At 47.7% G+C, this 26,992-nt stretch carries 32 protein-coding genes and 1 pseudogene; 27 read left to right on the forward strand and 6 right to left on the reverse strand.

The genetic code is table 11. The features are described 5' to 3' along the window. Positions 1 to 454: 454 nt before the first annotated feature. Complete coding sequence (locus tag HU147_RS00750) at positions 455 to 1,927, reverse strand: PH domain-containing protein (protein ID WP_224074417.1); 1,473 nt, start codon at positions 1,925 to 1,927, stop codon at positions 455 to 457. After that, a complete protein-coding gene (locus tag HU147_RS00755; RefSeq protein WP_224074418.1) occupies positions 1,924 to 2,439 on the reverse strand; it encodes a PH domain-containing protein in 516 nt (171 codons plus the stop codon). The genes HU147_RS00750 and HU147_RS00755 overlap by 4 nt, the downstream gene beginning before the upstream one ends. Positions 2,440 to 2,523: 84 nt before the next feature. Between HU147_RS00755 and HU147_RS00760 the strand changes: the two genes are divergently transcribed. The 12 genes and pseudogenes from HU147_RS00760 to panB all read left to right on the forward strand — a co-directional run bounded on the left by HU147_RS00760 (position 2,524) and on the right by panB (position 11,901). Continuing rightward, positions 2,524 to 3,063, forward strand: a complete 540-nt coding sequence (locus HU147_RS00760) for a GNAT family N-acetyltransferase (protein ID WP_224074419.1) — start codon at positions 2,524 to 2,526, stop codon at positions 3,061 to 3,063. Positions 3,064 to 3,172: 109 nt separating this feature from the next. Next, positions 3,173 to 3,802: a nitroreductase family protein gene (locus HU147_RS00765; RefSeq protein ID WP_224074420.1), complete on the forward strand. Its 630-nt coding sequence runs from the start codon at positions 3,173 to 3,175 to the stop codon at positions 3,800 to 3,802. A gap of 121 nt (positions 3,803 to 3,923) precedes the next feature. Next, positions 3,924 to 4,466: a GNAT family N-acetyltransferase gene (locus HU147_RS00770; protein ID WP_224074421.1), complete on the forward strand. Its 543-nt coding sequence runs from the start codon at positions 3,924 to 3,926 to the stop codon at positions 4,464 to 4,466. Between the two features lies 1 nt (position 4,467). Further along, positions 4,468 to 5,166, forward strand: coding sequence for a Type 1 glutamine amidotransferase-like domain-containing protein (locus tag HU147_RS00775; protein ID WP_224074422.1), 699 nt, complete (start codon positions 4,468 to 4,470; stop codon positions 5,164 to 5,166). Positions 5,167 to 5,184: 18 nt separating this feature from the next. Further along, the gene (locus tag HU147_RS00780; RefSeq protein ID WP_224074423.1) at positions 5,185 to 5,916 is read left to right on the forward strand and encodes an alpha/beta fold hydrolase; all 732 of its coding nucleotides are present in this window, start codon (positions 5,185 to 5,187) and stop codon (positions 5,914 to 5,916) included. A gap of 12 nt (positions 5,917 to 5,928) precedes the next feature. Further along, positions 5,929 to 6,483, forward strand: a pseudogene (locus HU147_RS00785) (nucleotidyltransferase family protein); the annotation flags it as partial. Further along, entirely contained in the window at positions 6,481 to 7,086 is a 606-nt protein-coding gene (locus HU147_RS00790) for a GNAT family N-acetyltransferase (protein WP_224074855.1), read from the forward strand. The pseudogene HU147_RS00785 and the gene HU147_RS00790, both read left to right, overlap by 3 nt. Further along, a complete protein-coding gene (locus tag HU147_RS00795) occupies positions 7,064 to 7,690 on the forward strand; it encodes a class I SAM-dependent methyltransferase (RefSeq protein ID WP_224074424.1) in 627 nt (208 codons plus the stop codon). The genes HU147_RS00790 and HU147_RS00795 overlap by 23 nt, the downstream gene beginning before the upstream one ends. 14 nt (positions 7,691 to 7,704) lie before the next feature. Beyond that, entirely contained in the window at positions 7,705 to 8,166 is a 462-nt protein-coding gene (locus tag HU147_RS00800) for a nucleoside deaminase (protein ID WP_224074425.1), read from the forward strand. 173 nt (positions 8,167 to 8,339) lie between these two features. Then, complete coding sequence (locus HU147_RS00805; protein WP_224074426.1) at positions 8,340 to 9,416, forward strand: SDR family oxidoreductase; 1,077 nt, start codon at positions 8,340 to 8,342, stop codon at positions 9,414 to 9,416. A 206-nt stretch (positions 9,417 to 9,622) separates the two neighbouring features. Further along, positions 9,623 to 10,330 (forward strand): DUF2294 domain-containing protein, encoded by a 708-nt coding sequence (locus tag HU147_RS00810; RefSeq protein WP_224074427.1) that lies wholly within the window; start codon positions 9,623 to 9,625, stop codon positions 10,328 to 10,330. A gap of 737 nt (positions 10,331 to 11,067) precedes the next feature. After that, on the forward strand, positions 11,068 to 11,901 hold the full coding sequence (gene panB / locus HU147_RS00815; protein WP_224074428.1) for a 3-methyl-2-oxobutanoate hydroxymethyltransferase: 834 nt from the start codon (positions 11,068 to 11,070) through the stop codon (positions 11,899 to 11,901). A 134-nt stretch (positions 11,902 to 12,035) separates the two neighbouring features. On the opposite strand, the gene HU147_RS00820 is transcribed toward panB, so the two are convergent. Together HU147_RS00820 and HU147_RS00825 are read right to left on the reverse strand one after the other, a co-directional pair. Then, positions 12,036 to 13,355, reverse strand: a complete 1,320-nt coding sequence (locus HU147_RS00820) for a murein hydrolase activator EnvC family protein (protein ID WP_224074429.1) — start codon at positions 13,353 to 13,355, stop codon at positions 12,036 to 12,038. A gap of 278 nt (positions 13,356 to 13,633) precedes the next feature. Further along, positions 13,634 to 14,089 carry a universal stress protein gene (locus HU147_RS00825; RefSeq protein ID WP_224074430.1) on the reverse strand — a complete coding sequence of 152 codons (456 nt, stop codon included), beginning with the start codon at positions 14,087 to 14,089 and terminating at the stop codon, positions 13,634 to 13,636. A gap of 192 nt (positions 14,090 to 14,281) precedes the next feature. On the opposite strand from HU147_RS00825, the gene HU147_RS00830 reads away from it, so the two are divergent. From HU147_RS00830 to HU147_RS00885, 12 genes are all read left to right on the forward strand, one after another. Then, positions 14,282 to 14,983: a Crp/Fnr family transcriptional regulator gene (locus HU147_RS00830; RefSeq protein WP_224074431.1), complete on the forward strand. Its 702-nt coding sequence runs from the start codon at positions 14,282 to 14,284 to the stop codon at positions 14,981 to 14,983. 230 nt (positions 14,984 to 15,213) lie between these two features. Further along, a complete protein-coding gene (locus HU147_RS00835) occupies positions 15,214 to 15,336 on the forward strand; it encodes a cytochrome C oxidase subunit II (RefSeq protein ID WP_224074432.1) in 123 nt (40 codons plus the stop codon). A gap of 44 nt (positions 15,337 to 15,380) precedes the next feature. Beyond that, positions 15,381 to 15,848: a cytochrome c oxidase subunit II gene (locus HU147_RS00840; RefSeq protein ID WP_224074433.1), complete on the forward strand. Its 468-nt coding sequence runs from the start codon at positions 15,381 to 15,383 to the stop codon at positions 15,846 to 15,848. 1 nt (position 15,849) lies between these two features. Next, on the forward strand, positions 15,850 to 17,502 hold the full coding sequence (locus HU147_RS00845; protein WP_224074434.1) for a b(o/a)3-type cytochrome-c oxidase subunit 1: 1,653 nt from the start codon (positions 15,850 to 15,852) through the stop codon (positions 17,500 to 17,502). Positions 17,503 to 17,731: 229 nt separating this feature from the next. Continuing rightward, positions 17,732 to 18,283 carry a methyltransferase family protein gene (locus HU147_RS00850; protein WP_224074435.1) on the forward strand — a complete coding sequence of 184 codons (552 nt, stop codon included), beginning with the start codon at positions 17,732 to 17,734 and terminating at the stop codon, positions 18,281 to 18,283. 109 nt (positions 18,284 to 18,392) lie between these two features. Continuing rightward, positions 18,393 to 18,878, forward strand: a complete 486-nt coding sequence (locus HU147_RS00855) for a GNAT family N-acetyltransferase (protein WP_224074436.1) — start codon at positions 18,393 to 18,395, stop codon at positions 18,876 to 18,878. Then, entirely contained in the window at positions 18,875 to 19,390 is a 516-nt protein-coding gene (locus HU147_RS00860; RefSeq protein ID WP_224074437.1) for a DinB family protein, read from the forward strand. The genes HU147_RS00855 and HU147_RS00860 overlap by 4 nt, the downstream gene beginning before the upstream one ends. A 5-nt stretch (positions 19,391 to 19,395) precedes the next feature. Continuing rightward, complete coding sequence (locus tag HU147_RS00865) at positions 19,396 to 19,965, forward strand: GNAT family N-acetyltransferase (protein ID WP_224074438.1); 570 nt, start codon at positions 19,396 to 19,398, stop codon at positions 19,963 to 19,965. 105 nt (positions 19,966 to 20,070) lie between these two features. Beyond that, positions 20,071 to 20,259: a DUF3934 domain-containing protein gene (locus HU147_RS00870; RefSeq protein WP_036811240.1), complete on the forward strand. Its 189-nt coding sequence runs from the start codon at positions 20,071 to 20,073 to the stop codon at positions 20,257 to 20,259. A 135-nt stretch (positions 20,260 to 20,394) separates the two neighbouring features. Further along, positions 20,395 to 20,817, forward strand: a complete 423-nt coding sequence (locus HU147_RS00875; RefSeq protein WP_224074439.1) for an organic hydroperoxide resistance protein — start codon at positions 20,395 to 20,397, stop codon at positions 20,815 to 20,817. Positions 20,818 to 20,824: 7 nt separating this feature from the next. After that, positions 20,825 to 21,277 (forward strand): MarR family winged helix-turn-helix transcriptional regulator, encoded by a 453-nt coding sequence (locus HU147_RS00880; RefSeq protein ID WP_224074440.1) that lies wholly within the window; start codon positions 20,825 to 20,827, stop codon positions 21,275 to 21,277. Between the two features lie 32 nt (positions 21,278 to 21,309). Beyond that, positions 21,310 to 21,786: a glutathione peroxidase gene (locus HU147_RS00885; RefSeq protein WP_224074441.1), complete on the forward strand. Its 477-nt coding sequence runs from the start codon at positions 21,310 to 21,312 to the stop codon at positions 21,784 to 21,786. A 51-nt stretch (positions 21,787 to 21,837) separates the two neighbouring features. On the opposite strand, the gene HU147_RS00890 is transcribed toward HU147_RS00885, so the two are convergent. Next, complete coding sequence (locus HU147_RS00890; protein ID WP_224074442.1) at positions 21,838 to 22,713, reverse strand: alpha/beta fold hydrolase; 876 nt, start codon at positions 22,711 to 22,713, stop codon at positions 21,838 to 21,840. A 194-nt stretch (positions 22,714 to 22,907) separates the two neighbouring features. Between HU147_RS00890 and HU147_RS00895 the strand changes: the two genes are divergently transcribed. Genes HU147_RS00895 through HU147_RS00905 form a run of 3 tightly spaced genes read left to right on the forward strand, consistent with a single transcriptional unit; the run spans position 22,908 to position 25,724 of the window. Next, positions 22,908 to 23,648, forward strand: coding sequence for a class I SAM-dependent methyltransferase (locus tag HU147_RS00895; protein WP_224074443.1), 741 nt, complete (start codon positions 22,908 to 22,910; stop codon positions 23,646 to 23,648). 32 nt (positions 23,649 to 23,680) lie between these two features. Beyond that, complete coding sequence (locus HU147_RS00900; RefSeq protein ID WP_224074444.1) at positions 23,681 to 24,832, forward strand: GNAT family N-acetyltransferase; 1,152 nt, start codon at positions 23,681 to 23,683, stop codon at positions 24,830 to 24,832. Continuing rightward, on the forward strand, positions 24,819 to 25,724 hold the full coding sequence (locus HU147_RS00905) for a nucleotidyltransferase domain-containing protein (RefSeq protein ID WP_224074445.1): 906 nt from the start codon (positions 24,819 to 24,821) through the stop codon (positions 25,722 to 25,724). Before HU147_RS00900 ends, HU147_RS00905 begins: the two co-directional genes overlap by 14 nt. Here the strand turns inward: HU147_RS00905 and HU147_RS00910 are convergent. Further along, positions 25,687 to 26,991 (reverse strand): MFS transporter, encoded by a 1,305-nt coding sequence (locus HU147_RS00910; RefSeq protein ID WP_224074446.1) that lies wholly within the window; start codon positions 26,989 to 26,991, stop codon positions 25,687 to 25,689. The genes HU147_RS00905 and HU147_RS00910 overlap by 38 nt on opposite strands. Position 26,992: the final 1 nt, after the last annotated feature.

Genomic DNA, 26,992 nt, shown 5'->3' on the forward strand with positions numbered 1-26,992 from the left:
CGGATCACTCCTTTAATAAAGAATTGTTTTTATCAGAAAGAATCGATGAGTATACATGCTTTTTATTCGCAGTTCACTGTCGATATGGAGCAAACCAGCGGAGACGCCTGCGGGAAAGCGAGACAGCCGAGACCCCGCAAGACGCGCAGCGGCTGAGGAGGCTTGGCGAATCGCCCGCGGCAAGCGCAGCTGGTTTGCGGAATATCGGAGATATTCTAAGAGAGATCTTTTCTATATCTTTCTCAACAAGCAAAGGAGTTGTCCCAAAAGTAATTTGGGACAACTCCTTTGCGACGAAGCTAGCGCAGCGATGCAACGCTCTTTCATGTTTCGAAGCTAGCGCAGCGATGCAGAAACAGAAACAGAACAATAGTATTCCACAAAGCTTTGTGAGAAGCAAGGGACTGTCCCATAAGTCGACTAATAGACTTATGGGACAGTCCCTTTTTTCAGGTTATTTCACGAAAAGCGTACGATCTTTAAACCAGTGATAAAACTGTGCACCTGTTTCACGTGGAACGTCTTTCAGTTCAGAGACGAGAAGCGGCTTGCTGCGGTTATGGAAATGAAGGCTTGAAACGCCGAACTTCCGTTGCAGCCAACTATGCGTGACTTGGATTTCCTGTATTTTCACACGCTTTGTCAATAAAGTATTGGTTGAAAATGCACCTGTCCGAATCTGGATAAACCGTTCCGTTATATTGTAGCGCGTGCAGCGGTACTCCAGAATTCGGGCAATGATGAAAATCGCGAAAAGCGGAGCCGACAGCCAGAGCCATTCCATTTTAAAAACGGCAAGGGCTATTGTTGCTGCAATCCAGAAATAGTACGGGCGCAGCAGCCGAAGCCATAGAGCGTTTTTTGGCAAGGCTTGTGCCGAACGGGAAATCTGATGCTGCGGCAAAAGCTCCTCTACAAGGCGGTATGCTTCTTTCACAGGCAAAAATGGGAAAAGGGAATTGATTTCATTGTCCTCATCTCCGATACTTCCGGCACTCAGCAACTTCACTTCTGCCATCCCGAGAAAGCGTTTCAGAACAGGCTGTTCAATTTTGATTGCCTGAACTTTGTCTTTTCGGATCGAGAATTGGGTTTCCGTAAAAACACCTTTGCGGATGTAAATCCGTTGATGGTCAGCGGAAATGACGAATTTTCCGTATTTCGAATACGTAGTGATAAACCCGATAATGGCTGAAAGCAGGATAGCTATTGCGATAACAGGGATAAGCAGCCAAAGCCGGGATGCAAAAAAGGCGAAAACAGACTGGGATGTTTCATCCAGGTTGAAAAAGTCATCAAACTGAAAATACAACGAAAAGAGAATGGGAAAAATGGCGAACATGCTTAGCGATGTAAAGGCAGCCTTCACCAGATCTTTAGTGCCTGCTGTGAAATGAACCTTGCGTTCAGGAAGCGGTGGCGGGGCAGCCGGCACTTCTTCTTCAATTTCCGGATTATGCGGTTTGGCATGCACCCGTTTTGCTTCTTCGACAAGCCCTTTGATCCGGTCGGCTTCGGCATGGGACAATACCGGGAATTTGATAGCGGCATTTTCTCCGGCCGTACCGGTTTCAAGCGTCAACGACGTCAGTTTTAACAGACGATGCAGAAAATTAGTGGTCTGCTGGATGTTCTGAATCCGCTTCAGCTCCACATTGCGCTGCTTTTTGACGAAAATTCCAAGGTATAACATAACGGTGGTTTCGGAAATTTCATACCGGGTGTATACCCAATTCAAAAAAATCTTGATGACGGAAAAAACCATGGATGCAATAAACAGGCCTTTCAGCGTCAGGATAAAAGCCGAGTCGCTGCCGGCTTTCAAGATAAACAGATAAAAAATGAAGAAGACACTGCCTTTCACCAACGACACCAATTGAAACAACGGCCAGCTAAAATGGAATTGCTGTCTTTCGGCTTCCATCATGGGGCCACATCCATTTCTTCGTCGCTATCTTTGATTTTTGCCAGAACTCCAATTTGCGCGCGAAGGGCAAGCGCCTGTTCTTTCGGGATGGCCGGAATTTTATGGGAAGAAGTGACGGTTCCGATTGTCAGGTCATACAAATCGTATTTTCTCAGGAACGGCCCTTGGTTGGTCGTCACGTATTCCACTTTGGCCATGGGGATTAAGGTATGGTGCGTGTTGAACCGTCCATGCTGCAATTGAATATACTCTTCATCAATTTCGTAGCGCCAGGTTTTTTGCAGCCATGCGGGTTCGAACCAAACCGAGTAGAAGGAAGAAAGCAAAGAAATTCCGATTGCTGCCCATAAAATCCAGGTGACCCATTGCCACCAGCCGAAATGATTGCTGGCAAAAAGAAGTGCGCAAATCACGATAAACATGGCGGCTTCCATTGTGAAATTCGACAAGCGCCAGACACGGACCGCATCAGGAGAAATCATTCGGGTCGGTTCTTCTATATTTATATACATATCTTTCACCTCCCCTTTTATACGGCAAAGAGCAGGAAAATGTTTCATTTATCTGGAAATAAGTAAGAGAAAGGGAAGTGAAAAATGATGAAGGGTGAAAAAATTTACCTGCGAAAGCTGACAGTAAATGATTTAGAGGATTTAGTGGATATGGAAATACGGAACAAAGAACTGTTTGAACAGTTTTCCGTCACTCGCCGTCCGGATTTCTATTCAATTGAAGGGCAGGCGCTTCGGCTGCAAATGCAGGAAGCAAGCTGGCAGAACGATGACCAGTACAATTTCGGTGTTTTTCTAAATGACGGGGATGTGCTGGTCGGTTCAATTAATCTGGTTCAGGTGGTTCGGGGGCCAGTACAAAGCGCCATTATGGGCTATACCATCGACCAGAACCACAATGGCAGGGGGTATGCGACAGAGGCGGTCCGGCTGCTGGCCGAGTACGGATTCCGCGAACTGGGGCTGCACCGCATCGAAGCGGGAGTCATGCCGCATCACGAGGCATCGATTCGCGTCCTGGAAAAAGCCGGATTCCATAAAGAAGGCATCGCTATTAAAAATGTCCAGATTAATGGCGCCTGGCAGGACCATCAAATTCTGGCGATCATCAATCCCGAAGATTAAGGGCAGGGACTATGCGGAGCTGAGCAACTCTTTTGACTCTTTATTTCAGCAGTGGTAAGTTATGCTCAGTGACTTACTAAAAGTAAGCTGAATTTAAGGAGGCAACACCATGACAGTCAATGTAGAATCCCCAGTAGTGAAAGTAATGCAAGAAAGAAAATCAGTGCGGGCATACGATCCGGACTTTAAAATTTCAAAAGATGAATTGGAAGAAATGCTGACGCTTGCGTCTACCGCTCCTTCTTCAAGCAACTTGCAGTCTTGGAATTTCATCGTCATCCAGGACCAGGAAGTGAAAAAAGAATTGCGTGCGATTGCCAATAACCAGGCGCAGGTTGAAACGTCTTCAGCCATCATCGCCGTTCTTGGCAACATCGATGCGTATAAGAACGTAGAAAAGATCTATACACAAAATGTAGAAGAAGGCCACATGGATGAGTCCATCAAAGAGCGGACCATTGAAAACACGTACAAAGTGTACCCGAATGCTCCAGTAGAAGCACGAATGAACATCGCCGCATACGACGCCGGTTTGATTTCGATGCAGTTGATGCTGATTGCCAAAGACCGCGGCTACGATACCATTCCGATGGGCGGTTTTGACAAAGCGAAATTTGCGGAGCGCTTTGAGTTGCCGGACCACCTTTTCCCGATCGTATTGATCGCAGTCGGAAAAGCAGCAGCGCCAGCTTTTGGCACTTCCCGTCTGCCGCTTGAAGACATCGCCCGCTTTATCTAAAGAAATGCAAGGCCTGTTGCGCTGATTATGCGCAGCGGGCCTTTTTTATTAGGCAAAAAAACAGGATAGTAGGGAAGAGACGGCGAAAAAGGGATATATGGAATTTAAAGGGGGAGTTGCCATGGAATTTCCGGTGCTTGAAACCGAGAGGATGAGTCTGGTGCACATCGGCCAGCAATATGCCGAACCTTTTTATCGCATCATGTCCCGGGAAGACGTGACCCGCTACTACGGCATGAATCCGTTGCTCAATTTGCAGGAAGCAGGCGCTGTCATTGATTCGTTTCAGCTGCTTTTTGAAAGCAAACGGGGAATCCGCTGGGGAATCGTATGGAAGGAAAGTGAAGAATTTATCGGCACCATCGGCCTGAACAATTTGAATGTGCGGGCCAAAAAATCCGAAATCGGTTATGAACTGCACCCCGATTATTGGCGGAAGGGCCTGATGCAAGAAGCAGTCCAAGCGGTGCTTCTTTATGCATTTGAACACCTGGATTTGGTGCGGATGGGGGCAGTGACGTTTCCGGACAACGAGGCATCGAGCCATCTTTTAAAAAAAATTGGCTTTATAGAAGAAGGAAAGCTGCGGAGTTATCTGTACCAAGCCGGAAAATCGCACGACGCCTTGCTGTTTTCCTTATTAAAATCAGATTGGACGAAGTAGGATGAAACAAATCATTGCACTTGGCGGCGGGGGATTTTCAATGGAGCCGGACAATCCGCTGCTCGATCGATACATACTGGACCAATCCCAAAAGCCTAAACCGAAAATCTGTTTTGTACCGACGGCGAGCGGAGATTCCGATACCTATATCGCTAATTTTTATCGTTTTTTTGATGAACAGGATTGTGAGCCTTCCCATTTGTCGCTGTTTAAACCACCCGCTCAAGATTTGGAAGCGTTTGTTTTGGAGAAAGACATTATTTACGTGGGCGGCGGAAATACGAAAAATTTACTGGTCCTCTGGCGAGAGTGGGGATTAGACACGATTTTGCGGAAAGCCTGGGAGCAGGGAATTGTGCTGGCAGGCATCAGTGCAGGCTCGCTGTGCTGGTTTGAAGACGGAGTGACCGATTCCTACGGGGAACAATTGATGCCCATACAGAGCCTTGGGTTTCTTAAAGGAAGCAACTGTCCGCATTATGACGGAGAAATGGACAGAAGGCCTGCGTATCAACAGATGATTGCAGCGGGAACAATCAAGGGCGGCGTAGCTGCGGACGACGGCGCGGCTCTCCATTACATTGGCCAAAACATTCACCGGATTGTCAGTTCGCGGCCGAATGCCCACGCCTATCGTGTTTTCTTCGATGGCCAAATACATGAAGAGGAGCTGCCTGCTGACTATCTGGGTCTAAAATAGGTAGAGGGAGTGGAGAGGATGAAACCGGACGAGTTGGTGGGTTTTGTGTTTATCCAAGGCGCTGGATTGGACCGTTCAATTTGGCAGCCGGTCACGAATGGCCTGGAAATCCCTTATTTATTGGTCGATTTTCCGGCGAGGCAACTTTCTGGAAAAGAGCACAACCGCTTGTCTTTGCGCGACTATGCAACCTCTATCGGCCAGCAAATTGCCAAATGGGAAGTGGAGAAGTTCGTGCTCGTAGCGCATTCACTCGGCGGCGTACTGGCGATGGAGCTTGCGGAGAAATTAGGAGATCGCATTGTGGGTGCGGTGGCAATCGGCGCGGCTGTTCCGCAGCCGGGCCAATCGTTCCTTTCAGTATTGCCGGTTGCCAAACGCCTGTCGCTGCACGTTCTGTTGCGGATAGCCGGTACAAAGCCTCCAGAAAAAGCCATTCGAAAAGGTTTATGCAAAGAGCTGCCGGAGGAGCAGGCCGCAGAAATTGTGCAGCGCTTTTCTTCTGAGTCCGTGCGGCTGTATACCGACCGGGTCGAGGCAAATCTTCCCGAAGTGCCCAAACTCTACATCAAATTGATGAAAGACGAAGAACTCAGCGTTTCCTTGCAGGATCGGATGATTGTGAACTTTCAGCCCGATTTGGTTGAAACTTTTCATGCCGGCCATTTGCCGATGCTTACCCGGCCGTTGGAATTGCGGAATGTATTGCGGGCTTTTCTGCTGCAGTTTGTGGTCTATAAAAAGGAGTAGAAGGAGTGCGTTATGTTTAAAAGTGAACAGGATATCGTGTCGGCCATCGAGCAGGATGTCCGGATGATGGAAATTCTAAAAGCTGTTAAAACACTGGATTTGCCGGATTGGTGGATATGCGCAGGATTTGTGCGCTCCAAAGTCTGGGACGACCTTCATGGCTATAAGGAACGGACTCCTTTAGCAGACATCGATGTCATTTATTTCGACAAAAACCAGACGGAAGAATCGGAAGAAAAGAAAATTGAACAACAGCTGCAGACGCTGATGCCGGATGTTCCGTGGTCGGTCAAAAACCAGGCGCGGATGCACCAAATCAATGGACTTGCACCTTACAGCTCTTCGGTCGATGCCATTTCAAAATTCCCGGAAACCGCAACAGCTCTGGGTGTGAAGCTGGATTCGGAAGCAAAACTTGTGCTGGCAGCACCATGCGGCATACAAGATGTTTTGGAAATGACAGTGAAGCCGACGCCGCATTTCAAGATGAACAAAGAATTGGCGGCTGCTTACGAAAGCCGCTTGCAGAAAAAGGACTGGAAAGCCAAATGGCCGAAAGTGAAGGTGCAGCCTTTAAAGCGTCAAGAGTGGGAAAAGGATGACAAGCGCGGCGGAAGAATAAAAACAGCGAGACTGGAATTCCGGAAGTACCGGGATGAGGATTTCGATTTTCTCTGCTCTCTTTTAAATGATCCGGAAGTGGTCCGTTTTATTGGCAACGGACAGACGCGCAGCCGGGAAGGGGCATTGGAATTTTTGTATTGGATTTACCGTTCATACCGCGAAAACCCGGAACTCGGATTGCGGCTTCTGGTTCGCTCGGAAGACGATGTGCCAATCGGCCATGCCGGTCTCGTCAAGCAGAAAATTGAAGGCAAAGAAGAGCTGGAAATTGGCTACTGGATTGCCAGGGATTACTGGGGACAAGGCTATGCGACAGAAGCGGCCGCCGCACTCCGTGATCACGGCACGGAACAGCTCGGCAAAAAGCGGTTGATTTCGCTGATTCAGCCGGGAAATATCGGTTCCAGAAAAGTGGCCGAACGGACCGGCTTAGCATTGGAGAAGGAAATTCAATTGTCCGGCCAGGACGTATGCGTCTATGCGCTGGAAACATCAACTATAGAGGATATTCAGGAGGAAAAGAATGTTAAACAAACAAGGCTTTGATTTATGGGCGAACGATTATGATCAGACAGTGAAAATCAGTGAAGAAAATAACCAATATCCGTTTGCAGGATACAAAGAAATCCTCAATACGATTTTCAATGAAGCCATGCAAAAAGAATGTTCCCATATCCTCGACATCGGATTCGGTACAGGGATATTGGCAAGCAGGCTGTATGAGGAAGGCCACCAGATCGACGGCGTGGATTTTTCCGCAGAAATGATAGCCATTGCCCAAGTGAAAATGCCGAAAGCGAAACTGATTGAAGGGGATATCGCAGACGGTTTGCCGGCGGAACTGAAAGAGGAAACCTACGATTCCATCATCAGCACGTATGCACTGCATCACTTGAACGATGATCAAAAAGTGGACTTTATCCAGGAGCTGCTGCCTTCCTTGGGGGAAGGCGGAAAAATCTACATTGGGGATATCGCTTTTGAAACGCGGGAGCAATTGGAGCAGTGCAAACAAGACAGCATCAAATATTGGGACCACGATGAATTTTATTTTGTATATGAAGAAATTCGTGAAGCACTAAAAGGAATTTGCCGCTGTGAATTCCACCCGGTGTCGCATTGCGGCGGAGTACTTGTGCTGTCGGTTTAAAAGGAGGGCTGAAAATGGATCGGTTCATGGAAAGGGCAGTGGAACTGTCACTGCAGAATGTCCAGGAAGGCGGTCAGCCGTTCGGTGCGGTTTTGGTCAAAGACAGCGCCATCATAGCGGAAGGCGCCAATGAGCTGCATAAAGTGCAGGACGTCAGCGGCCATGCTGAAATGCTCGCCATCCGGCGCGCTCAGCAAGCGTTGAACACAGACAGCTTGGCGGGAACCATTATGTACGCGAGCGGCGAGCCGTGCCCGATGTGTTTAAGCGCGATGTATCTGGCGGGAATAGAAACGGCTTATTACTGTGCTTCCCTTGAAGAAGCGGTGCAGGCCGGGCTTGGGAAATCTAAAATCATTTATGAAGACCTGCAGAAACCTGCATCAGAACGCCGCTTGTCGATGACGCAGATGCCGCTGGCAGAAAGCCAGGATAACCCGATGGAATTCTGGGTGCAGCGAACGAATAAATCATGAAAAGATAGAATTTGGACCGGCTGTACACCCCGAAAGGTAAAGTTGAAAAACTAACTTTCGGGGTGTTTTTTTATCTGGTTGAAATATTGCAGATGTCTAAAAAATGGGGGAATATGGCTTAATGATCGGTTCAGCGGGTAAAAGGGGGATAACGATTTAAGGAGGGATATATGATGGATACTAATCAGTCAAACCCCAGCAGCCGGTTTTCGGGAAAGCAAAGCAAACCGTATAAAGGCAAAATCAAATTAAAGAAACTAAAGGACCAAGTCATGGTCATTACCGGTGCATCGAGCGGCATCGGCCTGGTGACAGCCAGAATGGCAGCGGCAAAAGGGGCGAAAATCGTAGCGGCTGCCCGCAATGAAGAAGCGTTAAAGCAGTTGGTCAACGAGCTGAAAGAACAGGGGCATGAAGCCGTTTGGGTGAAAGCGGACGTCGGACGCGAAGAAGATGTGCAGCGAATCGCGGAAACAGCAATCAGCGAATTTGGAACTTTTGATACCTGGGTCAATAATGCGGGGGTTTCGATTTTCGGGAAAGCGATGGAAGTCAGCATTGATGATATGAAGCGGATGTTTGACACAAATTTCTGGAGCCAGGTTTACGGATCGAGAATTGCCGTCAACCACTTTAAGGAAAGAGGCGTTCCCGGTGCCTTGATTAATGTAGGCAGTGTATTTGGAGACCGGGGAGTGGTAGTGCAGTCAACGTATTCGGCAGCCAAATTTGCGGTGCACGGCTGGACGGAAAACTTGCGCATGGAACTGGAAAAAGAAAAAGCTCCAGTATCCGTCACACTGATCCATCCAGGAAGAATCGATACGCCTTACAACGAGCATGCCCGCAGCTATTTGGAGAAACAGCCGGCGCATGTCGGCATGATTTATCCTCCTGAAGCTGTAGCAGAGGCAATCCTTTATACAGCCGAACATCCAAAACGGGACATGTATGTCGGTTTCCAGGCAAAATGGGGAGGCGTTGTCGGCGGTCTGGCGCCGCGCCTGACAGATAAAGCAATGGAACTCACAATGTTCCGTACGCAGCAATCGGAACGGCCGTCCCGTTCGGTGGAAGACAACGCTTTATATGAGGCCGGGTATGGCATGCATGAAAGAGGGACCCATGTGGGCTGGATCCGTTCCGGCAGCTGGTACGTGAAAGCGACCAAGCACCCCGTTCTGACAGCTGCCGCCATTGCAGGGGTCGGTTCGCTCCTTTGGAATGCCACTGTTAAATCAAAAGCCTGATTAAACAGGACAAATCAACTAATGAGCAACGCGAGGAGAAGCACCGTCTGCCAAAGGGACGGTGATTTTTTCTAGCGCCCGTTTTTATTTAAAATATGCGGCGGCAAGAGCCGGAGTGGTTTGCAATTTGTTCAGTGGGGAAAAACAGAAACAATACAGGCAAATGAAAGTATTGGTGAAATTTGGAAAAAGGGGGATGCGGTCTTATGCCAAAGGAAAAAACGATGCAAAGTGAAATCGGGGGCTATCTTTCTACATTGCTGCGCACGCATTTCGGCAAAGGGCCAACATCGGTGTACGTAACAATTGCCCGGCCATTTATCGCCATCCATCTCCGTGGTTTTTTAGCTCCTACGGAAAGGATCTTGGTGGAGCAGCAGGAATGGAAACGAGTGCTTGAAACACGGGATCTTCTGATGAATGAATTGAAACAGGAAATCAAACTGAATTTGTGGAAAATTGCAGAGCTGGATGTTAAAGAAGTTTATGCAGATTGGCATCTTGAGCAAAAAACCGGAATGATTTTCGTGGTGTTGAACGAAGAAGAAGAGCAGAAAGCCTGGCAATGGCCGGAAGACGTAGATGAAGAAGACCTCTACAGGCAAGTGAAAATCGGCAGCATAGAAGCGCAGAAAGAACCGGAAGAAACATATATTTACTGGTTGAATGATCGGACAGTCTTAATCCGGCGTTTTGGCATTTTGCTTCAACTTGAAAAAGAACTGATAAAAAACGGTTTTGAAGAACAGCTGAAAATTGCCAAAAGGCCCGTGGAGTATACAGTAGTGGCAGAGTCGAATATACAACAATCATTAAAACGAAATATCCTGGAAACCTTTGTCGACTGGAACTTTGAGAAGGACATCGGCTATATGATCCTTGTCTTGGAATCGTTGGAAAAACAGCAAAAATAATCATCCCTTATCATAAAAAAGGAGTGCCGCAATCGGTACTCCTTTCTCATTTATGGCGCTGAAAATTTTAATCGATCAAAAGAGGAACTTCATGGCAGTATGGGCATTTCATATAGGAGTGGCTGCTCTCAAGATTCTGGATATAGTCCTTTGAGTCTGTAAATTCAGTTGCGTCAGATGGGATACGGTCCACTCCACACCGGTCTTGTGAATATCGCTGTTCATGAACATGTTTTTTTTGATGGTCCACTACGTATTTCATTGCACTCTCCATCCTTTCTTTGAGTTAACTACAAAAAAGCCGAAAAGAATCCTAAGACCCTTTTCGGCGTTGTTTACAGCGCTACTGTCTGCCACATCCAACCAAATGATAAATTCTTCTATTTTGAATCGAGCAGCTGACTCTTGCTACCTAACTTGTTAAACCAGAAACGCTACTTGTTTTCTGATTACCTTTACATACCCGCTTATGCAAAAGGGCTAAACCTTATTGGTAAAATCAGACGGCAAATGAATTCTGAAGATTGCCACTCCAGTTCGGCTTCTGATATAGTGAGGATGAGGGCAGTATCCCAAGCGAACTGCACCGGCAAGGCCACACGAAGCAATTGAATAGTTCTGCCTTGATCTGAAAATGACAGGGACGGAGAAACCTACTTGATAAATTTCTGCCCGTCTGTCCAATTCAGGACAGACGGGCTTTTTAGCCGGTTTTCCTCCCGGAAGGAGAGAAAGAAATGAAGAACACAGCCTCATTCATCAAGATGAAAACACAAAGCGAAAAAATCGCCATGCTTACTGCCTATGATTATCCCTCCGCCAAACTGGCAGAAGAGTCAGGAGTGGATGTCATTCTGGTCGGGGACTCTCTCGGCATGGTCGTGCTGGGGTATGACTCGACAGTAAAAGTGACAGTGGAAGACATGATTCACCACGGAAAAGCGGTGCGGCGGGGAGCGAAAGATACGTTCATCGTAGTCGATATGCCATTCGGTTCCTACCATGGCAGTTTGGACCGCAGCCTCCAGCAGGCCATACGGATTTTCCAGGAAACCGGCGCAGAAGCCTTAAAACTGGAAGGTGCCGATGAAGTGCTGGATGTAATCCGTTTGCTGACGCGCACCGGCATTCCGATAGTGGGCCATCTTGGATTAACGCCGCAGACGGCAGGTGTACTCGGCGGCTATAAAGTGCAGGGGAAAACTGCGCATGCTGCCCAGAAACTGCTGGAAGATGCCAAGGCCTGCGAAGCGGCCGGCGCTTGTATGCTGGTCCTTGAGTGCATTCCTTATCAATTGGCGCGCGAAGTAACCGCGGCTTTGTCGATTCCGGTGATCGGCATTGGGGCAGGGGCGGAAACCGACGGACAGGTATTGGTTTACCACGACACATTGAAATACGGCTCGCACCATCTGCCAAAGTTTGTGCGTTCTTATGCAGAAACGGGCGAAATCATGAAAAATGGTCTGAGTGCTTACGTAGACGAAGTGAAATCCGGCGCTTTTCCGGCAGAAGAACACCGTTTTACGATGAAAGAAGAAGAACTGCAGCAATTGTACGGCGGCAAATAAAAACTGAAATCGTATTTTCCTTGCTGTGAATCGTATTTCAGAAACAACCGGCCGTATGTGCTGGAATATCAACAAGTTAATCTCGAAATATCAAAAAGGCGGCCCAGTGATTGTCTGGGGCCGCCTTTTTAAATTTATCGAATATAAGGTGCCGGGTTGACTGCGTTTGAACGCGCGCCATTCCAAGAACCGATATGGATTTCAAAGTGAAGGTGAGGGCCTGTAGAACGCCCGGTGCTTCCAACTTCACCAATTTTCTGGCCTTGTGAAACTGCTTGTCCTACTGAAGTACCGACACGGCTCATATGTCCATAAACAGTGGCATATGAACGGCCGTTGATGGAATGCGTCAAAATGACAACATTTCCGTATCCGCCCATGTAACCGGCATATGATACGTATCCGCTTGCCGAAGCGCCGATTGGTGTGCCGGTAGGGGCAGCGATATCAAGCCCTAAATGGGATTCAGCTCCTGCTCCGATGTCACGTCCGCCGAAGCCGGATGAGTAACGGCCAGCAGAAGGTTTAATGAATGTAGAACTTCCGGCTTTAGGCATGGAAGCGTGAGAGACAGCTGAAACAGAACTTGAGCTGGCAGCTGCTTTAGCCGCTTGTGCTTTTCTTGCAGCGGCCGCTTCACGCTGGCGCTTCAATTCCGCTTCTCTTGCAATTTTTGCAAGGCGCGCCTGTTCTTTGGCAATCTGGCTTTCCAGTCCTGCACTGATGTTCATTTGTTTCTGGTGTTCTTTTTCAAGTGCTGCTTTTTCATTCGCCAAACGCTTCTGTTCCGCGTTCAATTCTTTTTCAAGCTGAGCCTGCTCTTTTTTCTGGCCGTCAAGCGAGTTTTTCAATCCGACAAGCTCGGCTTTCCGGACTTCCTGCTCTGCCAATTTCTTTTCAACTTGGGCTTTTTGCTCTGCCAGCAGCTTTTTATCTGCGGCTTGTTCGCGCATGATTTCACGATCCGCTTCGATTAAGGTATTAACTGCTGAAAAACGGTCGATAAAATCAATGAAGCTGTTTGCGCCAAGCAAGACATCTATGTAATCCACGGACCCGCCGCTCAATTGGATTGCACGTGCGCGTTCCTGGAGCAAAGCGGTTCTTTCATCAATTTTGCGCTGCAATTCAGTGATCGAAGCCTGCAAAGCGTCAATTTCGGCTTTGGTTTGGTCGATTTGAGCCTGTACATCGTTGATTTTGTTTTGTGTTTCCTGAATTTTGCTGTCCAATTCGAAAATTTTTCTGGCGATTTCTTCAAGTTTCGAATCGTTTTGAGAAATTTCGTTGGCTTTTTGCTGAATTCCTGAGTTCAATTCGCCCTGTTTCTGCTCGACTTGCTGTTTCTTGTTTTCCAAGTCGCTTAGCTTATCTGCGCTTGCTTCAGGAATTGAAATTGATAAAGCCAATATTGCTGCGATGGCAGCGAGTGCCCATTTTGATAATTTGTTCACGTTGCTTTTCCCCTTCCAACTATCTGCGGCTTATGCCTTTTCTTCCTATAAAATCTTCGAGAAGATGTAATTAAATATTCTGTAAGGACAATGTCCTTAAAAAAACCGACAAAGGTATTGTACCATCATAAAAAACTATTTTTTATTACAGTTTTGTATCAAATAGTTTAAAGGGAGTAATATTGGGTAATATAGATAATTTCAATAATTGAGCGAAAAAACAGAAAAAAACCTTTGCTGGTTATAACAGCAAAGGTTTTTGTGAAATAATTTTATTATTATTGCTCTTCTTTTTCTTCCGTCCGTACAATCAAAACATCGCATTTAGCGGCGCGCACAATGCGTTCGGAGACGCTTCCCATGAAGATGCGTTCAGCGGAATTGGTGCCGGTAGCTCCACAGATGATCAAATCGATATTGAAGCGGCGAACCAGTTCAACAGGGATGAGCGTTTTCGGAGAACCGACTTCGATGACAATGTTTACATCAGGTACGCCAGCTGCGACAGCTCTTGCCTGGTAATCTGCCAGCAATTTTTCGGCATATTTTTTAGATTCCTCGACAAATTCACGGCCGTAGGATTCGATGGTTCCGAAAGATTGGTTATCGATGACACTTGTTAAGTATAAGACCGCTTTGTTTCTTGCGGCAATGCCAACGGATTTCTTAAAAGCCAGTTCGGCTTGTCTGGAACCGTCAACTGCCACCAAAATCTGTTTGTATAACATAGTCATAGCAGCTTCCTCCTTCTCTATAATAGTTAATTTCGTGAAACGGATAAACAGTTCCTTCTTTTCGCGAAATTTTCAAGAGAGATTTGTCCAATTTATGGAGGGATGGGAAAAATGCAACAGCTAACAAAACGCACATATGGTACGATATTAATCAATAAAATGCAAAATTAAAGGCATAATCGAGGTGATTGTATGGTCAAGAAAACATCAGGTGCAGCGATATCTCCAGAGTTAAAAGAATTGCTGTCCATTCAGCATGTGACGAAAGAATATAAAAAAGGGGCGTACCTGTTCCGGGAAGGAGATTCCGTCAAAGGCATCTATATCATCCGTTCCGGAAAAGTACAGATCGGCAAAGTGACGACGGAAGGACGTGAACTGACCTTGCGGATTTGCGGTCCAGGCCAATTGGTCGGAGAAGTCACGGTTTTTTCAGAGCATCCGCTTTATATGCTCGATGCCAAAGCGCTTGAAGATGTCAGCTGCCTCAAAATTGCCATACAGGATCTGGAAGATGCATTGCTTGAAAACGCACGGCTGGCTGCCGCTTTTATGAAGTGGATGGGCATTGACCAGCAGAAGACCCAGACAAAATTCCGCGATCTGATGCTTCACGGCAAAAAAGGGGCGCTGTATTCTACGTTGATCCGGCTGTGCAATAGCCACGGCGTGGAAAAAGGCGATGCCATCTTGATTGACTTGGTTCTGACCAATCAGGATTTGGCAAATTTCTGCGGCATGACGCGGGAAGTGGTGAACCGGATGCTGAGTGATTTGAAAAAAGAAGGGAAACTTTCTGTGGTGGATGGAAAGCTGCTGGTGCGGGATCTCCGCCATTTAAAAGTGGAAATCAATTGTGAAAACTGCCCCATTTCTTTGTGCAGGATTGACTGAGCAGGCTAAGAAAAGGCAGTTGGGCGTAAAGCAATTTGAGTTGGACGTAAAAAAGAAAAGTTGGACATAAAACGAAGAAGCTGACCGGGAAAAGTCCGGTGCGGCTTCTTTTTTTGTCTAAAAATTGACAACCCCTATAAAAAATCACACAGGTGTGAGAAAAGTCACATTGTCTGTTAGTGGAAAAGATTACTCTGTACTCAAGAGATGAACCATAAGAGGTGAGGGAAATGAGCAAAAAAAATGAAGCGCACGATGTCGACTTAAGAGGGACGCTGATCAGCGTACTTTTTGTTGGAATTGTCATTGTTGCCATGTGGGTGGCTGTGTATTTAATGTATGTCGCAAGATAAGTGAGAGTGCTTAATCCAAGTAGAAGAAAAAGGAGTAGATCAAGATGCATCTTCATAAATACGAAAAAATCTGGCTGGCCTTCGGGGTAGCGGCACTGGTGGTGTTTTTAAGCGTTGTCGGCGTAAGTGCATTTTCACATGACCACACACCGGCAGGGGGAATGGAAACGATTGATCCCAAGAAAGTGAACGAAACGGCGCCTTTTGACAACCCGGGAGTGACGCAGCTTGATGACGACACGTATCAAGTGGCAGTGGTCTCGATGGCGTTTGGTTATAACGCACCGGATCTGAAAGTGCCGGCCGGAAAAGAAATCATTTTTAAAGTGACCAGCACGGACGTGGTCCACAGTTTTACCATTGATAACACAAAAGTCAATTTGATGGTCGTTCCCGGCCAGATTACAACCAAATCCTACACATTCGAAAAGCCCGGCAAGTATTTGATTCTTTGCAATGAGTACTGCGGAACGGGACACCATTTGATGTACAACGAAATAGAGGTGTATTAACATGATTGCTGCAAAAGACCGGAAAATCGCATTATGGAATATCGGTGTCGCCTATACGGCATTCTTAATCGGCACATTATGCGGCCTGCTTCAAGTATTTATCCGCAACGATGCCTTGCAATTGCCTGCTTGGCTTGATTATTACCAAATCTTAACTGCTCATGGCGTGCTTTTAGCCCTTATTTATACCGCCTTTTTCATTTTCGGATTTTTTGTTACCGGCATGAGCAAAACACTTGGAACGTTCGGCCCGAAAGTCTGGCTGTTTTCCTGGATCGGTTTCTGGGTGACTTTAGCCGGTACGGTTCTGGCTACAATTATGATCGTTTCCGGAGAAGCATCTGTTCTTTATACGTTTTATGCACCGCTGAAAGCAAGTGGCTGGTATTATGTCGGACTGGCGCTTTATGTAGTCGGCACATGGATCAGCAGTTTCGCGTTGATCGCCCATTACCTGGTATGGCGAAAAGCCCATAAAGGCGAAATGAGTCCGCTCTTCGCGTTCATGACGATTGCGACGCTTGTGTTATGGCTGATTGCTTGCCTCGGCGTTGTAGCAACGGTCCTGTTCCAATACATCCCTTGGGCATTCGGCTGGACCGACACGATCAACGTTGAACTGAGCCGCTCCCTGTTCTGGTATTTCGGACACCCGCTCGTGTATTTCTGGCTGCTGCCGGCATACATGGCCTGGTATTTGATCGTGCCAAAACTACTTGGCGTAAAAGTATTCAGTGATTCCCTGGCGCGTCTGTCATTTGTCTTGTTTATCCTGTTCTCGATTCCGGTCGGCTTCCACCACCAATTGACCGAACCCGGCATTTCGAACTTCTGGAAATTCCTGCAGGTTGTACTGACGTTCATGGTAATCATCCCGTCGCTTATGACCGCTTTCTCGATGTTCGCCACTTTTGAAACTTCGGGGCGCAAAAAAGGCGCAAAAGGCTTGTTCGGCTGGTTTACCATGCTGCCTTGGAAAGACGTTCGCTTCACATCGATTTTCATCGCAATGGCATTCTTCATTCCCGGCGGTGCCGGCGGCATCATCAATGCAAGTTTCCAATTGAATGAAGTCGTCCACAACACACTATGGATTGTCGGACATTTCCATATCACGGTCGGCACGCCTGTTGCGATGACGTTCATGGGCATGACGTTCTGGCTGGTTCCGTATTTGACCGGCCGCAAGTTCACCAAATCGATGCAAAGACTCGGCTTTGTCCAAATCATCACTTGGTCCATCGGCATGCTCTTGATGTCGACAGCGCAGCACGTACTGGGGCTTCTTGGAGCACCGCGCCGGACCGCTTATTCTTCTTACAATAACCATCCGGCTGCATTGGAGTGGTTTGACGGCATCCTGACCAGCCACGTAACAATGGCGATCGGAGGAAGCATCCTGTTCATATCCGCGATGATGCTGATGTATATCGTTGTCATGACGATGTTCCTGTCGCCGAAAGCCGTAAAACCGGAAGACATCGTCGAGTTTCCGCTCGCCGACAGCGACAGAGAAAGCTCACCGAAGTTTTTGGAGAACTGGAAAATCTGGATCGGCATTGCATTCGCTTTGATCTTCATCGCTTATGCGATTCCGCTCAGCAGCATGATCCAGCACGCACCACCTGGCTCAGAAGGACTTAAAACTTGGTAGGAGATGATAAACATGTTCACGATGGTCTTATCTTTAATGGTAATATTCACCGTCTTTACCGCCATGCTGGTTGAAGTGTCGACAACCGAAGATTGAAAACCGGCAAGCTTTCTTTCCGCATTAAACGGAAAGAAAGCTTGTTTTATTTGGAGGGGTTGGACTGGAAGTTGTATTCTGTTGGAATGTTCTTTATATTTTAAGGAACAGACTAGAAAATGGGGCATGGATAATGACGCTAATTGATTGGATTTTCACATTAATCGGAGCAGTTTGGATTGCTGAGTTTCTGCTGTTTCGGAACCGCGGGACTGCAAGCGACCCAGTGGAAAGAGGGTCGTTTTACCGGATCTTGGCGGTTTTGCTTGGAACGATTCTGGCGGCGTTTCTCCTTCGGGAAATGCGGGCCGAAGAAATCGCACCGGTTCTCAAGGTGATTGGCACAATTCTATTTGCCGCGGGCGTCTTTTTCCGATTTTGGGGCATCCTGCACTTGAAATCGCAATTCACGCGCCACGTGACGGTACGCGAAGGAGATGAAATTGTCAGCACGGGGCCTTACCGGAAACTGCGGCATCCGCTTTATACCGGCCTTTTTTTCATCGCCATCGGCATGCCGCTTTATTTTACCAGCCCGATTGCGGCAGTTGTGGGCGGAGCATTGATGATATGGGCACTCTTGAAACGGATCGATTACGAAGAAAAACTGCTAATCGAGAAATTCGGTGTGCAGTATGAAGAATGGATGAAAAAGCGTGCGCGGCTGATTCCGTTTCTTTACTAGAGTGCAGGCTGAACATACCTCCTTTTTCGCTCAAACGGCGGAGAAGGGGGCTATTTTTTCAACAAAAATTCTTGCTTGTTTAGAAGCGTAGGCAAAGGGGCGAAATGAGTTGGCTATAAAATTGGAGAAAGCACATTTGAAAGATGCAAACTCCCTTTTCGGGATGCAGTATGATGCCTTTTTGCCATTGCTTGAAAAATACCAGGATCACGATACCAGCCCGGCGAATGAATCAATCGACAAAATCGCTGAACGCTTAATCCGGCCCGACAGCACGTTCTTTAAAATTATGGAGGCCGGCCGGTTATGCGGTGCGATTCGCATACACTGGAAAGCGGGAAACCGCTTTTGGGTCAGCCCTTTGTTTATTCATCCGGATTACCAGGGGAGAGGAATCGCTTCAAAAGCAATGGCATTGGCAGAAAAACAGTTTCCGGAAGCCGTTAGCTGGGAGCTTGCGACGATCCTTGAAGAAGAAGGCAATTGCCGGCTATACGAAAAAGCCGGCTACGTCCGGACCGGCGCAGCGTATCAATTAAATGAAAAAGCGACGCTCGGCTATTTTAAAAAACTGCTGAAGGATGTGGAACGATGAACTATGCCATCAAGCCGCTGGAAGGGTTTACGGAAAAAATCAGGGAACTGGCTTTTATGCTTGAACACTCACGCAGCGTCACACTGAATGACGTAAAAGAACTTCAAACGAGCGAATTGGACTTCATAGAAGAGGCTGGCGGCAATTCAATCGGCGCACTGCTTGCCCATATCGCGGCCATCGAGAAAGTGCATCAGCTGATTTCATTTGAAGACCGGGACTTTACCGAAGAGGAATGGCAGCAATGGGGAGCTGCGATTGAACTAGGGGACGAGGCGCGTTCAGAATTCAAAGGGAGAACTTTGGCTGATTATTTAACCGGACTGGAACAGCTCCGGTCCGCGACGCTCGATAAGCTTCGAACAAAAGAAGACAGCTGGCTTTACGAAGAGCGCTATTGGCCGAACGGTGTACCGTACAATAACTACTATCTCTGGTTTCACGTCATGGAGGATGAAATCAGCCATCGGGGCCAAATCCGGGCTATCAAGCGGCGATTGCGGAAAGGGTGAAAGGGATGGAAACGGAACTTTCAACACACCGGTTTTACCTAAGGGAATTTGAAAAAGGGGATTGGCCGGCTGTCCATCGGTACGCTGCACTCGAAGCCGTCAGCCGCTATCAGCCGTGGGGGCCCAATACAGAAGAAGATAGCCGGACCTATGTCAAGCAATTGCTGGAACACGCTGCGAAAACCGATAGGATTCAGTTTGCTTATGCAGTAGTTTGGAAAGAAAACGGCCAGCTGATCGGTGCAGGGGAACTGTTTCTTCAGGATGCGGTGAACCGTGTCGGGGAAATCGGCTATATCCTCCATCCGGATTACTGGGGGAAAGGAATTGCGACCGAAGTGGCGGAATTGCTGATTGGCTACGGGTTCAGCAAACAGGGCCTCCACCGAATTTTTGCTACATGCGATCCCGCAAATGCTGGATCAAAAAAAGTGCTGCAAAAAGCAGGCATGATGTGGGAAGGGACGCTCCGAGAAAATCTGCGCATGAAAGACGGCTGGCGGGATTCGCTGATTTATGGAATGCTGGAACAGGAATGGCAAAGCAGATCGGCTTCTTCCTGGCTGGGCGAATAAAACCCACCCATCCTCCATCCGGAGAAAAAAGTTCACTCTTACTGCCAGATGTGATAAGCTTTATGTCATCGCGCTATAACAGGGCAACAGTACGGGAGTGATAACATGCCTAAAAAAGATAAAGCAAAAAGCGGAATTGGACGGGGAACCGGCAAAAAAGGCTGGACGCGCTGGCAAACAGGCGCCAAGAAAGCTAAAAATGCCAAGCCATATACGAGCAAAAACAAAAAAGCGAACGATCTAAAGAACAGCCAGCCGAAAGATGAGGGAACAGGCTGGGTTGACGTAGATTGATGGAAGACAAGCTGCCGAGAGAGGCAGCTTTTTTTGTGCAAAAAAATAAAACGGTGGCTCAAGCAGATTAATTTACATCGCGCACGATTTAGTTTAATGTAAATCGTGTACGATACAAACACATTGGAGGAATGAATGATGAAAGCACTTTACGAAACTACAGTTATTAATACGGGCGGCAGACAAGGGGAAGTTTTTTCAGAAGACAATATCTTCTACATGGACGTAGCAAAACCACAGGCACTTGGCGGCGAAGCGACAACAGCGACCAATCCGGAGCAACTATTTGCAGCAGGCTATAGTTCTTGCTTTAACAGCGCATTGGAATTGGTATTGGAACATGATAAAGTGAAAGTGGAAAAAAGCGAAGTCAAAGCGACAATTTCTCTCATCGGTGACAAAGAAAATGGCGGCGTTAAATTAGCGGCCAAACTGGAAGTAACAATTACCGGCATTGACGATGAGCTGAAACACAAATACGTGGAAAAAGCGCATAACTACTGCCCGTACTCCAAAGCAGTCAAAAATTCCATTGATGTAGAAATTGTCGTTATCTAAATAGATAATGGATGTGGTTGAAATGGATCAGCTGTCGAAACTGGATCAGCAATTATGTTTTGAAGTTTATAAAGCATCAAGCAATTTCACAAAGATGTACGCACGGGTGCTCGAACCGTTCAATCTGACATTCACACAGTACCTGGTGCTGCTTGTGTTATGGGAAGAAGATCATTTATTGATGAAAGACATCGGAGAAAGGCTCGGCCTCGGGACCGGGACGCTCAATCCAATCATCAACCGGATGATGGAACGCGGTTGGCTTGTCAAAGAACAATCGCCTGGCGACAAGCGTGCTTTCATCATTTCGCTGACAGAAAAAGCGAAGAGGGAGCATCAGCCGATTGAACAGGCGGTCGCAGAAAAACTGATTGATTGCAATTTTATAGACGTCAACGCCATCACGCTGATGAAAAACCTGAAAGAACTGAACGCTTTTTTCAGCGAAATGGATTTGTAGAATGGCAAAGCCAAGAAAAGGAGTGATGTGCAATGGGAATTTATGATTTAACGGTAACGGATGCAAACGGAAAAACCTACCCCATGAGCGAATACCAGGGCAAAGCGATGCTGATTGTCAACACGGCGACCAAATGCGGACTCAGCGGTCAATTCGACAGCCTTGAAAATTTGTACAAAACATATAAAGACCAAGGCCTTGTAGTTCTTGGTTTTCCATCTGATCAGTTTGCACAGGAACTGGCAAATGCAAAAGAAGCGGAAGAGGCATGCCGGATGAGCTATGGCGTCACGTTCCCGATGCACGACATCATCAAAGTCAACGGCAAAGAAGCACATCCGCTGTTTAAATACTTAACCGACAACACCAAAGGGCTGCTCGGCAGCAGCATCAAATGGAATTTCACGAAGTTTCTCGTGGATGGAGAAGGCAACATCGTCGGCCGTTATTCGCCGAAAGACAAACCCGAATCATTCGAGAAAGAAATCCAAAAAGTACTGGCGAAATAAAAACAGGATAACCATCAACGCCCCAGAGCAATCGATGCTCCGGGGCGTTTTTTATGAAGTGCTGGCAGAATGGCATATTTCATCCAACCATGTTGATACGGCATCCGCCGTTTCGTCCGGTTTATCCCATTGCAGCATGTGGCCTGCATGTTCAATTCTCCGGATGCTTACATCTTCTATGGCTTCCTGCAGCTGTGCAATCCCCAAAGCCCGGGCATCCTCCAGCTCTTTCGGTGAATCTGGATAAATTAGCAGCAAAGGTGCCTGGATAAAAGGATATACGCTGGTAAAGGGCTCCTGGAAAAACGCATGGATGATTGACAGCACCGTAAATTTAGACACCCGTAATTCAAATTCACCTTTTTCATTCCGGTGAAAAATCGTTTGAATAGATGTTTCTATATCACTGTCCCATTTTTTTGCGTATGGCCTGTATTCTGTTGCAGCAGCGGACCAATTTCGGAACCATGTCCGGTTATCCATATAATCGTTCCAGCCGGAAAGCGCATAATCGAATGTCATTTCAGGTTGGTTCTGCGGAAACGTAAAGCCGCCATCAAGAAGGACGATTCCAAGCACCCGGTCGGGATAATGCCGGGCAAAATGCAAAGCAAGGTCCGCACCCCAGGAATGCCCCATGACAAAAAACGGCTTCTCTGTCAGCTGATCCAAAACTCTCTTGAACCAAAGGGCCAGATTTGAAAAGAGATAATCTTCTTCCCGGTCAAGCGCTGCTGATTTTCCGTGTCCGGGACTGTCCAGTACAAGGAGCTGGTACCGTTCTTCCAACCGAGGAATCAATTTGCCGAAACTGTACAAGCCACTGCCCGCCAGTCCGTGGAAACAGACCAGGAGCGGCTTGCTGTTATCGCCGTATTGCAGGTAGCTCACTTCTTTCCCTTCAAACTGCAGTTTCATGTTTGCCATTTTATTGTCCTCCATCTACACCACCGTTTCTTCTTCTTTAACTTCGCGCTTTTTGCAGCCATTCCTGCCTTAGCAAATAAAAAGGGTTTTCGCTTCAAAAAGAAGAAAAGATTAAAGAAGAGGGAAAACAGAAAGAAGCAAAAAGACCGAAAAGATTTTAATACACTGGTGAAGTTAAGGGAAGGCGGATTCGCATGATGGAACAGGAATTTTACGACAAAATCGGCCAAACGAACGGCTGGGATTTCAGCTCGGTTCGCTGCATTGTAGAAGGGACAGGTTGGGATTTTTACAGAGAAGTGGTAAACAAGGCAAAACCTTCCGATATTCTACTGGACATCGGTACAGGGGGAGGGGAAAAAGTGCTGGAAATCGCCGGCTCTTTTTCTCTAGTTGTCGGAATCGACAATTCCAAACAAATGATCAATACGGCCCGCGCCAATCTGGCAAACTCACAGGTTTCGAATGTCCGGTTTTTCCAGCTGCCAGCGGAACACTTGAGATTTCCGGAAGGCTTTTTCGACTTGGCATCAAGCCGGCATTGTTCATTTGACGCTTTAGAGCTTGCCAAGGTCTTGAAAAAGGGAGGCTATTTCTTGACGCAGCAAGTCAGTGAAGGCGACAAGCTGAATTTGAAGAAGGCATTCGGGCGGGGGCAGAATTTTGGGGAAAAGGACGGAACCTTGAAAAAGGCCTACATACAAAAACTAAAGACAGCGGGCTTTTCAAAAGTAGAGGCGTTTGAGTATGATGCGGATGAATATTACGAAACGCCGGAAGACTTGATTTTCCTGTTGACCCACACGCCGATCATTCCGGATTTCGGCGAGAAGCCGGATGATTTAGCAGTGCTGAATGGATTTATTGAAGAGAACAGGCAAGAACAAGGCATCCGCACCAATTCAAAGCGGTTTCTGCTGATAGCAAAACGGTAGTGGGAACCGGTAAAGAAAAAAGGAGAAGTTTGATGAAGACAATCACAAATGGGCGATTTCCCTATCATACAGTCGAACCGGTGAACGGAAAAAATGCAGGACTGACGGTCATTTTCTACCACGGCTGGGGGACGACTGCTGAAAGCTACTTGGAATTTGCCGAAACTTTGGCCGGGGAAGGGTATACCGTCGTTTTGCCTGAGCTTCCTTATCATGACTCGCGAAATCCGTTGGCCAATCCTTTCTATCCAACAATTTTGCAAGAATATTTTTGGAAAACGATTTTTGAAAGCATCGATGAATTCGACGAATTTCTGAGAGCACTCGAAATTCCGGCGAGCCAATTGATTGTGGCCGGCAGTTCTATGGGCGGCTTTATCGCGGCGGGCATCGGAGCGCAGCAAAACCAATTGGCCGGAGTGGCAAGCATCAATGGTTCAGGAGCGTTTCTCCTGACAGAACAGCTTTTGAGAAAAAGGGATCAGCGGCTGGCTTTATCACCAGAAGAAGAACAGCAATGGAAAAAATACGACCCGGCAAAGTCGGCGCGGTGTCCGGCGCCTTTGCTGCTGCTTCACGGAAAAGAGGATCCGGTCATTCCAGTCGAAGGGCAGAGGGCTTATTATGAGTGCCGAGTTGATAAGTACGGGCCCCAACAGACAAAGATGATTTTATACGACGGTGTCGGCCATCAGTTTACGGATGAAATGGCCGCTGCTTTTATAGAATGGCTCAAGGGCTTGCAGCAAAGTCCATTAACAGTGGAAGAACTTGTTTCCCCTTTTATTTCCCGGGAAATAAAGAGCCTGCTGGGCTACGCCACGTCGTCCGGCCAGGCAGAGAAGGCATATGAGGGATATATGGCGGCCGCCAATCACCGGCTGTACGGATTTAAAATTCAAGAAGGCATTGTTGGATGTATTGGTGTTCATTTGGAAGAAGGCCAGCTGGAAATCAGACACATCGCCGTATCTCCTGAAGCGAGAGGACAAGGGATCGGCGGCCGAATGATTGAGTGGATTCAAGCGGAACACTCACCTTTCGTCGTAGTAGCTGAAACGGACCAGGAAGCTGTGGAATTCTACCGGAAAGCAGGTTTTACAGCGGTCAGCCTTGGTGAGAAGTACCCGGGCGTCGAACGCTTCTGGTGCGAAAGGAAAAAAGCGGATCATGAGAAATTCTAATAAACTGCCGAGAATGAATCAGCATGCCAAGTGGCGGCTTGAACTCGCGCAAAATTTAAGCAAACAACTGTCGAATTTCAGCGGAGTGCATGCGGTTGCTGCTGGCGGTTCGGTAGCGAGAGGATACGCCGATGCCTATTCGGATTTGGAATTGCTTGTTTACTGGCATCATCAGCCTGATGCCGAAACCCGGCTTGCAGTTTTCAACTGTTTGAATGCAGAGCGCCGCTATCCCAAAATGGATATCGGCTATGACAGCGCCTATCTGATTGACGGGTTTCCTGTCGATGTTTGGCATAGAACCATGGAGGAGGAAGAGGCAGTTGCAGACAAGGTGGTGGACCAGTTCAGCATCGACCTCGATGCCAGCAATGTGCTGGATACGATGCAATTCGCCATTCCGCTTTACGGTGCCGGCTATCTGCAGCCAATCAAAGAGCGGATCGGTGCGTATCCGGACCAATTAGCGGTGGAATTTCTGGAAGCCTATTTGCCTCATTTTCATCTTCGGCAGTTATTGTATGCAGCGAGGCGGGACAATCCGACGGCATTTTACAGCATTTTAAACTCCATTCTGGACGGCTTGTTCCTGGTCTTGCTTGCATTGAATAAGTCTTATTTTCCGACTTACAAATGGTTTTACAAACGCCTTGCCGAATTGCCGGTGGTGCCGGAACAAATCGATTTCCGGCTGCGTCAACTATATGTGGAACCGCCGCTTTCTGCCGTGAAGCAATTGACAGCGATACTGGAAGAAACGGTAGCACTCGCAGAGCGCCTGTATCCGCAGGTGGATACCGCTTTTGTCCGTTATGGACTGGAGCAGCCGGTTCCGCAGGCATACAAAAACGCCATTACTCTTGGAGTAAAGGCGCCGGGTGATTCGCGGTAGCTGATTTTTCTTCTTCTGCTTTTGGCTGATGTTGTTTGACGGGAGGATGGGCCGCCAAAGCGGCCAGAATCCCGATTGCCGGAAACAGCATGATGCCCCACAAGATTTCAGCGTAGCCATGGAAATGGTCGAACGCGATGCCGAGCGGCAACGGTCCAAGAGCCGATCCGGTAACAATCATGGCCATCGAAATGCCGCTGATGCTGCCGATATGCTTGCGGCCGAAATAGTTGGGCCAGACCACAGCCATGACGATTCGCTCGATCCCCATGCTGACGCCCCAAACTATCCCGAACAAGATGGCGACGGAAAAGCTGGAAGCGGTTTGCAATAAAAGCAACGAAGCGATTTCGCCGGCAAAAACAAGAGTGAGCATGTATTGCAATTTTACTTTCTCGAGAACGATTCCCGCAAGAAACGTCACCGGAAGGCCGATTAATGCGGTTAAGCTCAATACACTGGCAGCCGCTTCACGGGATAGTGATTTCTCAGAGAAAATCGACAGCAAATGGAACGTCAGGCCGGTATTGACGATGCCGGGAATGATGGCGCAGACCAGCAGCAGCCAGAACGACCGGGTAGCGGCTGCTTCTTTGACGGTCCAACTGGCTTCTTTGAGTGCAGGATTGGATTTTTCTGCTTTGGCGGCACTGCCGTTATCCGGAAGCAAGCCCATGTCTTCAGGGGAGTTTTGGATCAGGAAAAAAGCGAGCGGGGTAAAGCAGACAACGACAATGGCGCCAAGGATGAGCCACGAAGCCCGCCAGCCGAAAGCATCGATGAGCCAGACGTTCATCAGCGGGAAAGCGGCTGAACTGACCAGCCCGCCAATGGCAGCGATGCTGATGGCGCGCCCTCTTTTTTTAACAAACCATTGTGGAATCAAGGAACTTGAAATCAGCCCCATCGACCCTTGTCCGAGAAGCCGGATAAAAAAGAACCCGATAAAGAGCATGACGAGACTCGTTACGAAACTATTGAAAAAGCAGGCGATCGCCAAGGCAAAAGAGACAATGACGGCCATCTTTCTTGAACCGTTGCGGTCAATGAGCCGGCCGATAAAGAACAGCAGAAATCCTGCTGCCAAGGTAGCGCTTGAGTAGATGGCGGAAACCGTTGAACGGCTCCAACCGAATTCGTCTATATAATAATCAATAAAAATCGCATTGGAATACGTTTGTCCGGGGCCAGAGAAAAACTGGGATAAAGCCGCTAAGGCAATAATCACCCAGCCGTAGTGGAAAGAATAACCTGTCTGGTGTTTCATC

Origin of the sequence: Planococcus chinensis, assembly GCF_020071995.1 — a bacterium.
Classification (GTDB): Bacteria; Bacillota; Bacilli; order Bacillales_A; family Planococcaceae; genus Planococcus; species Planococcus chinensis_A.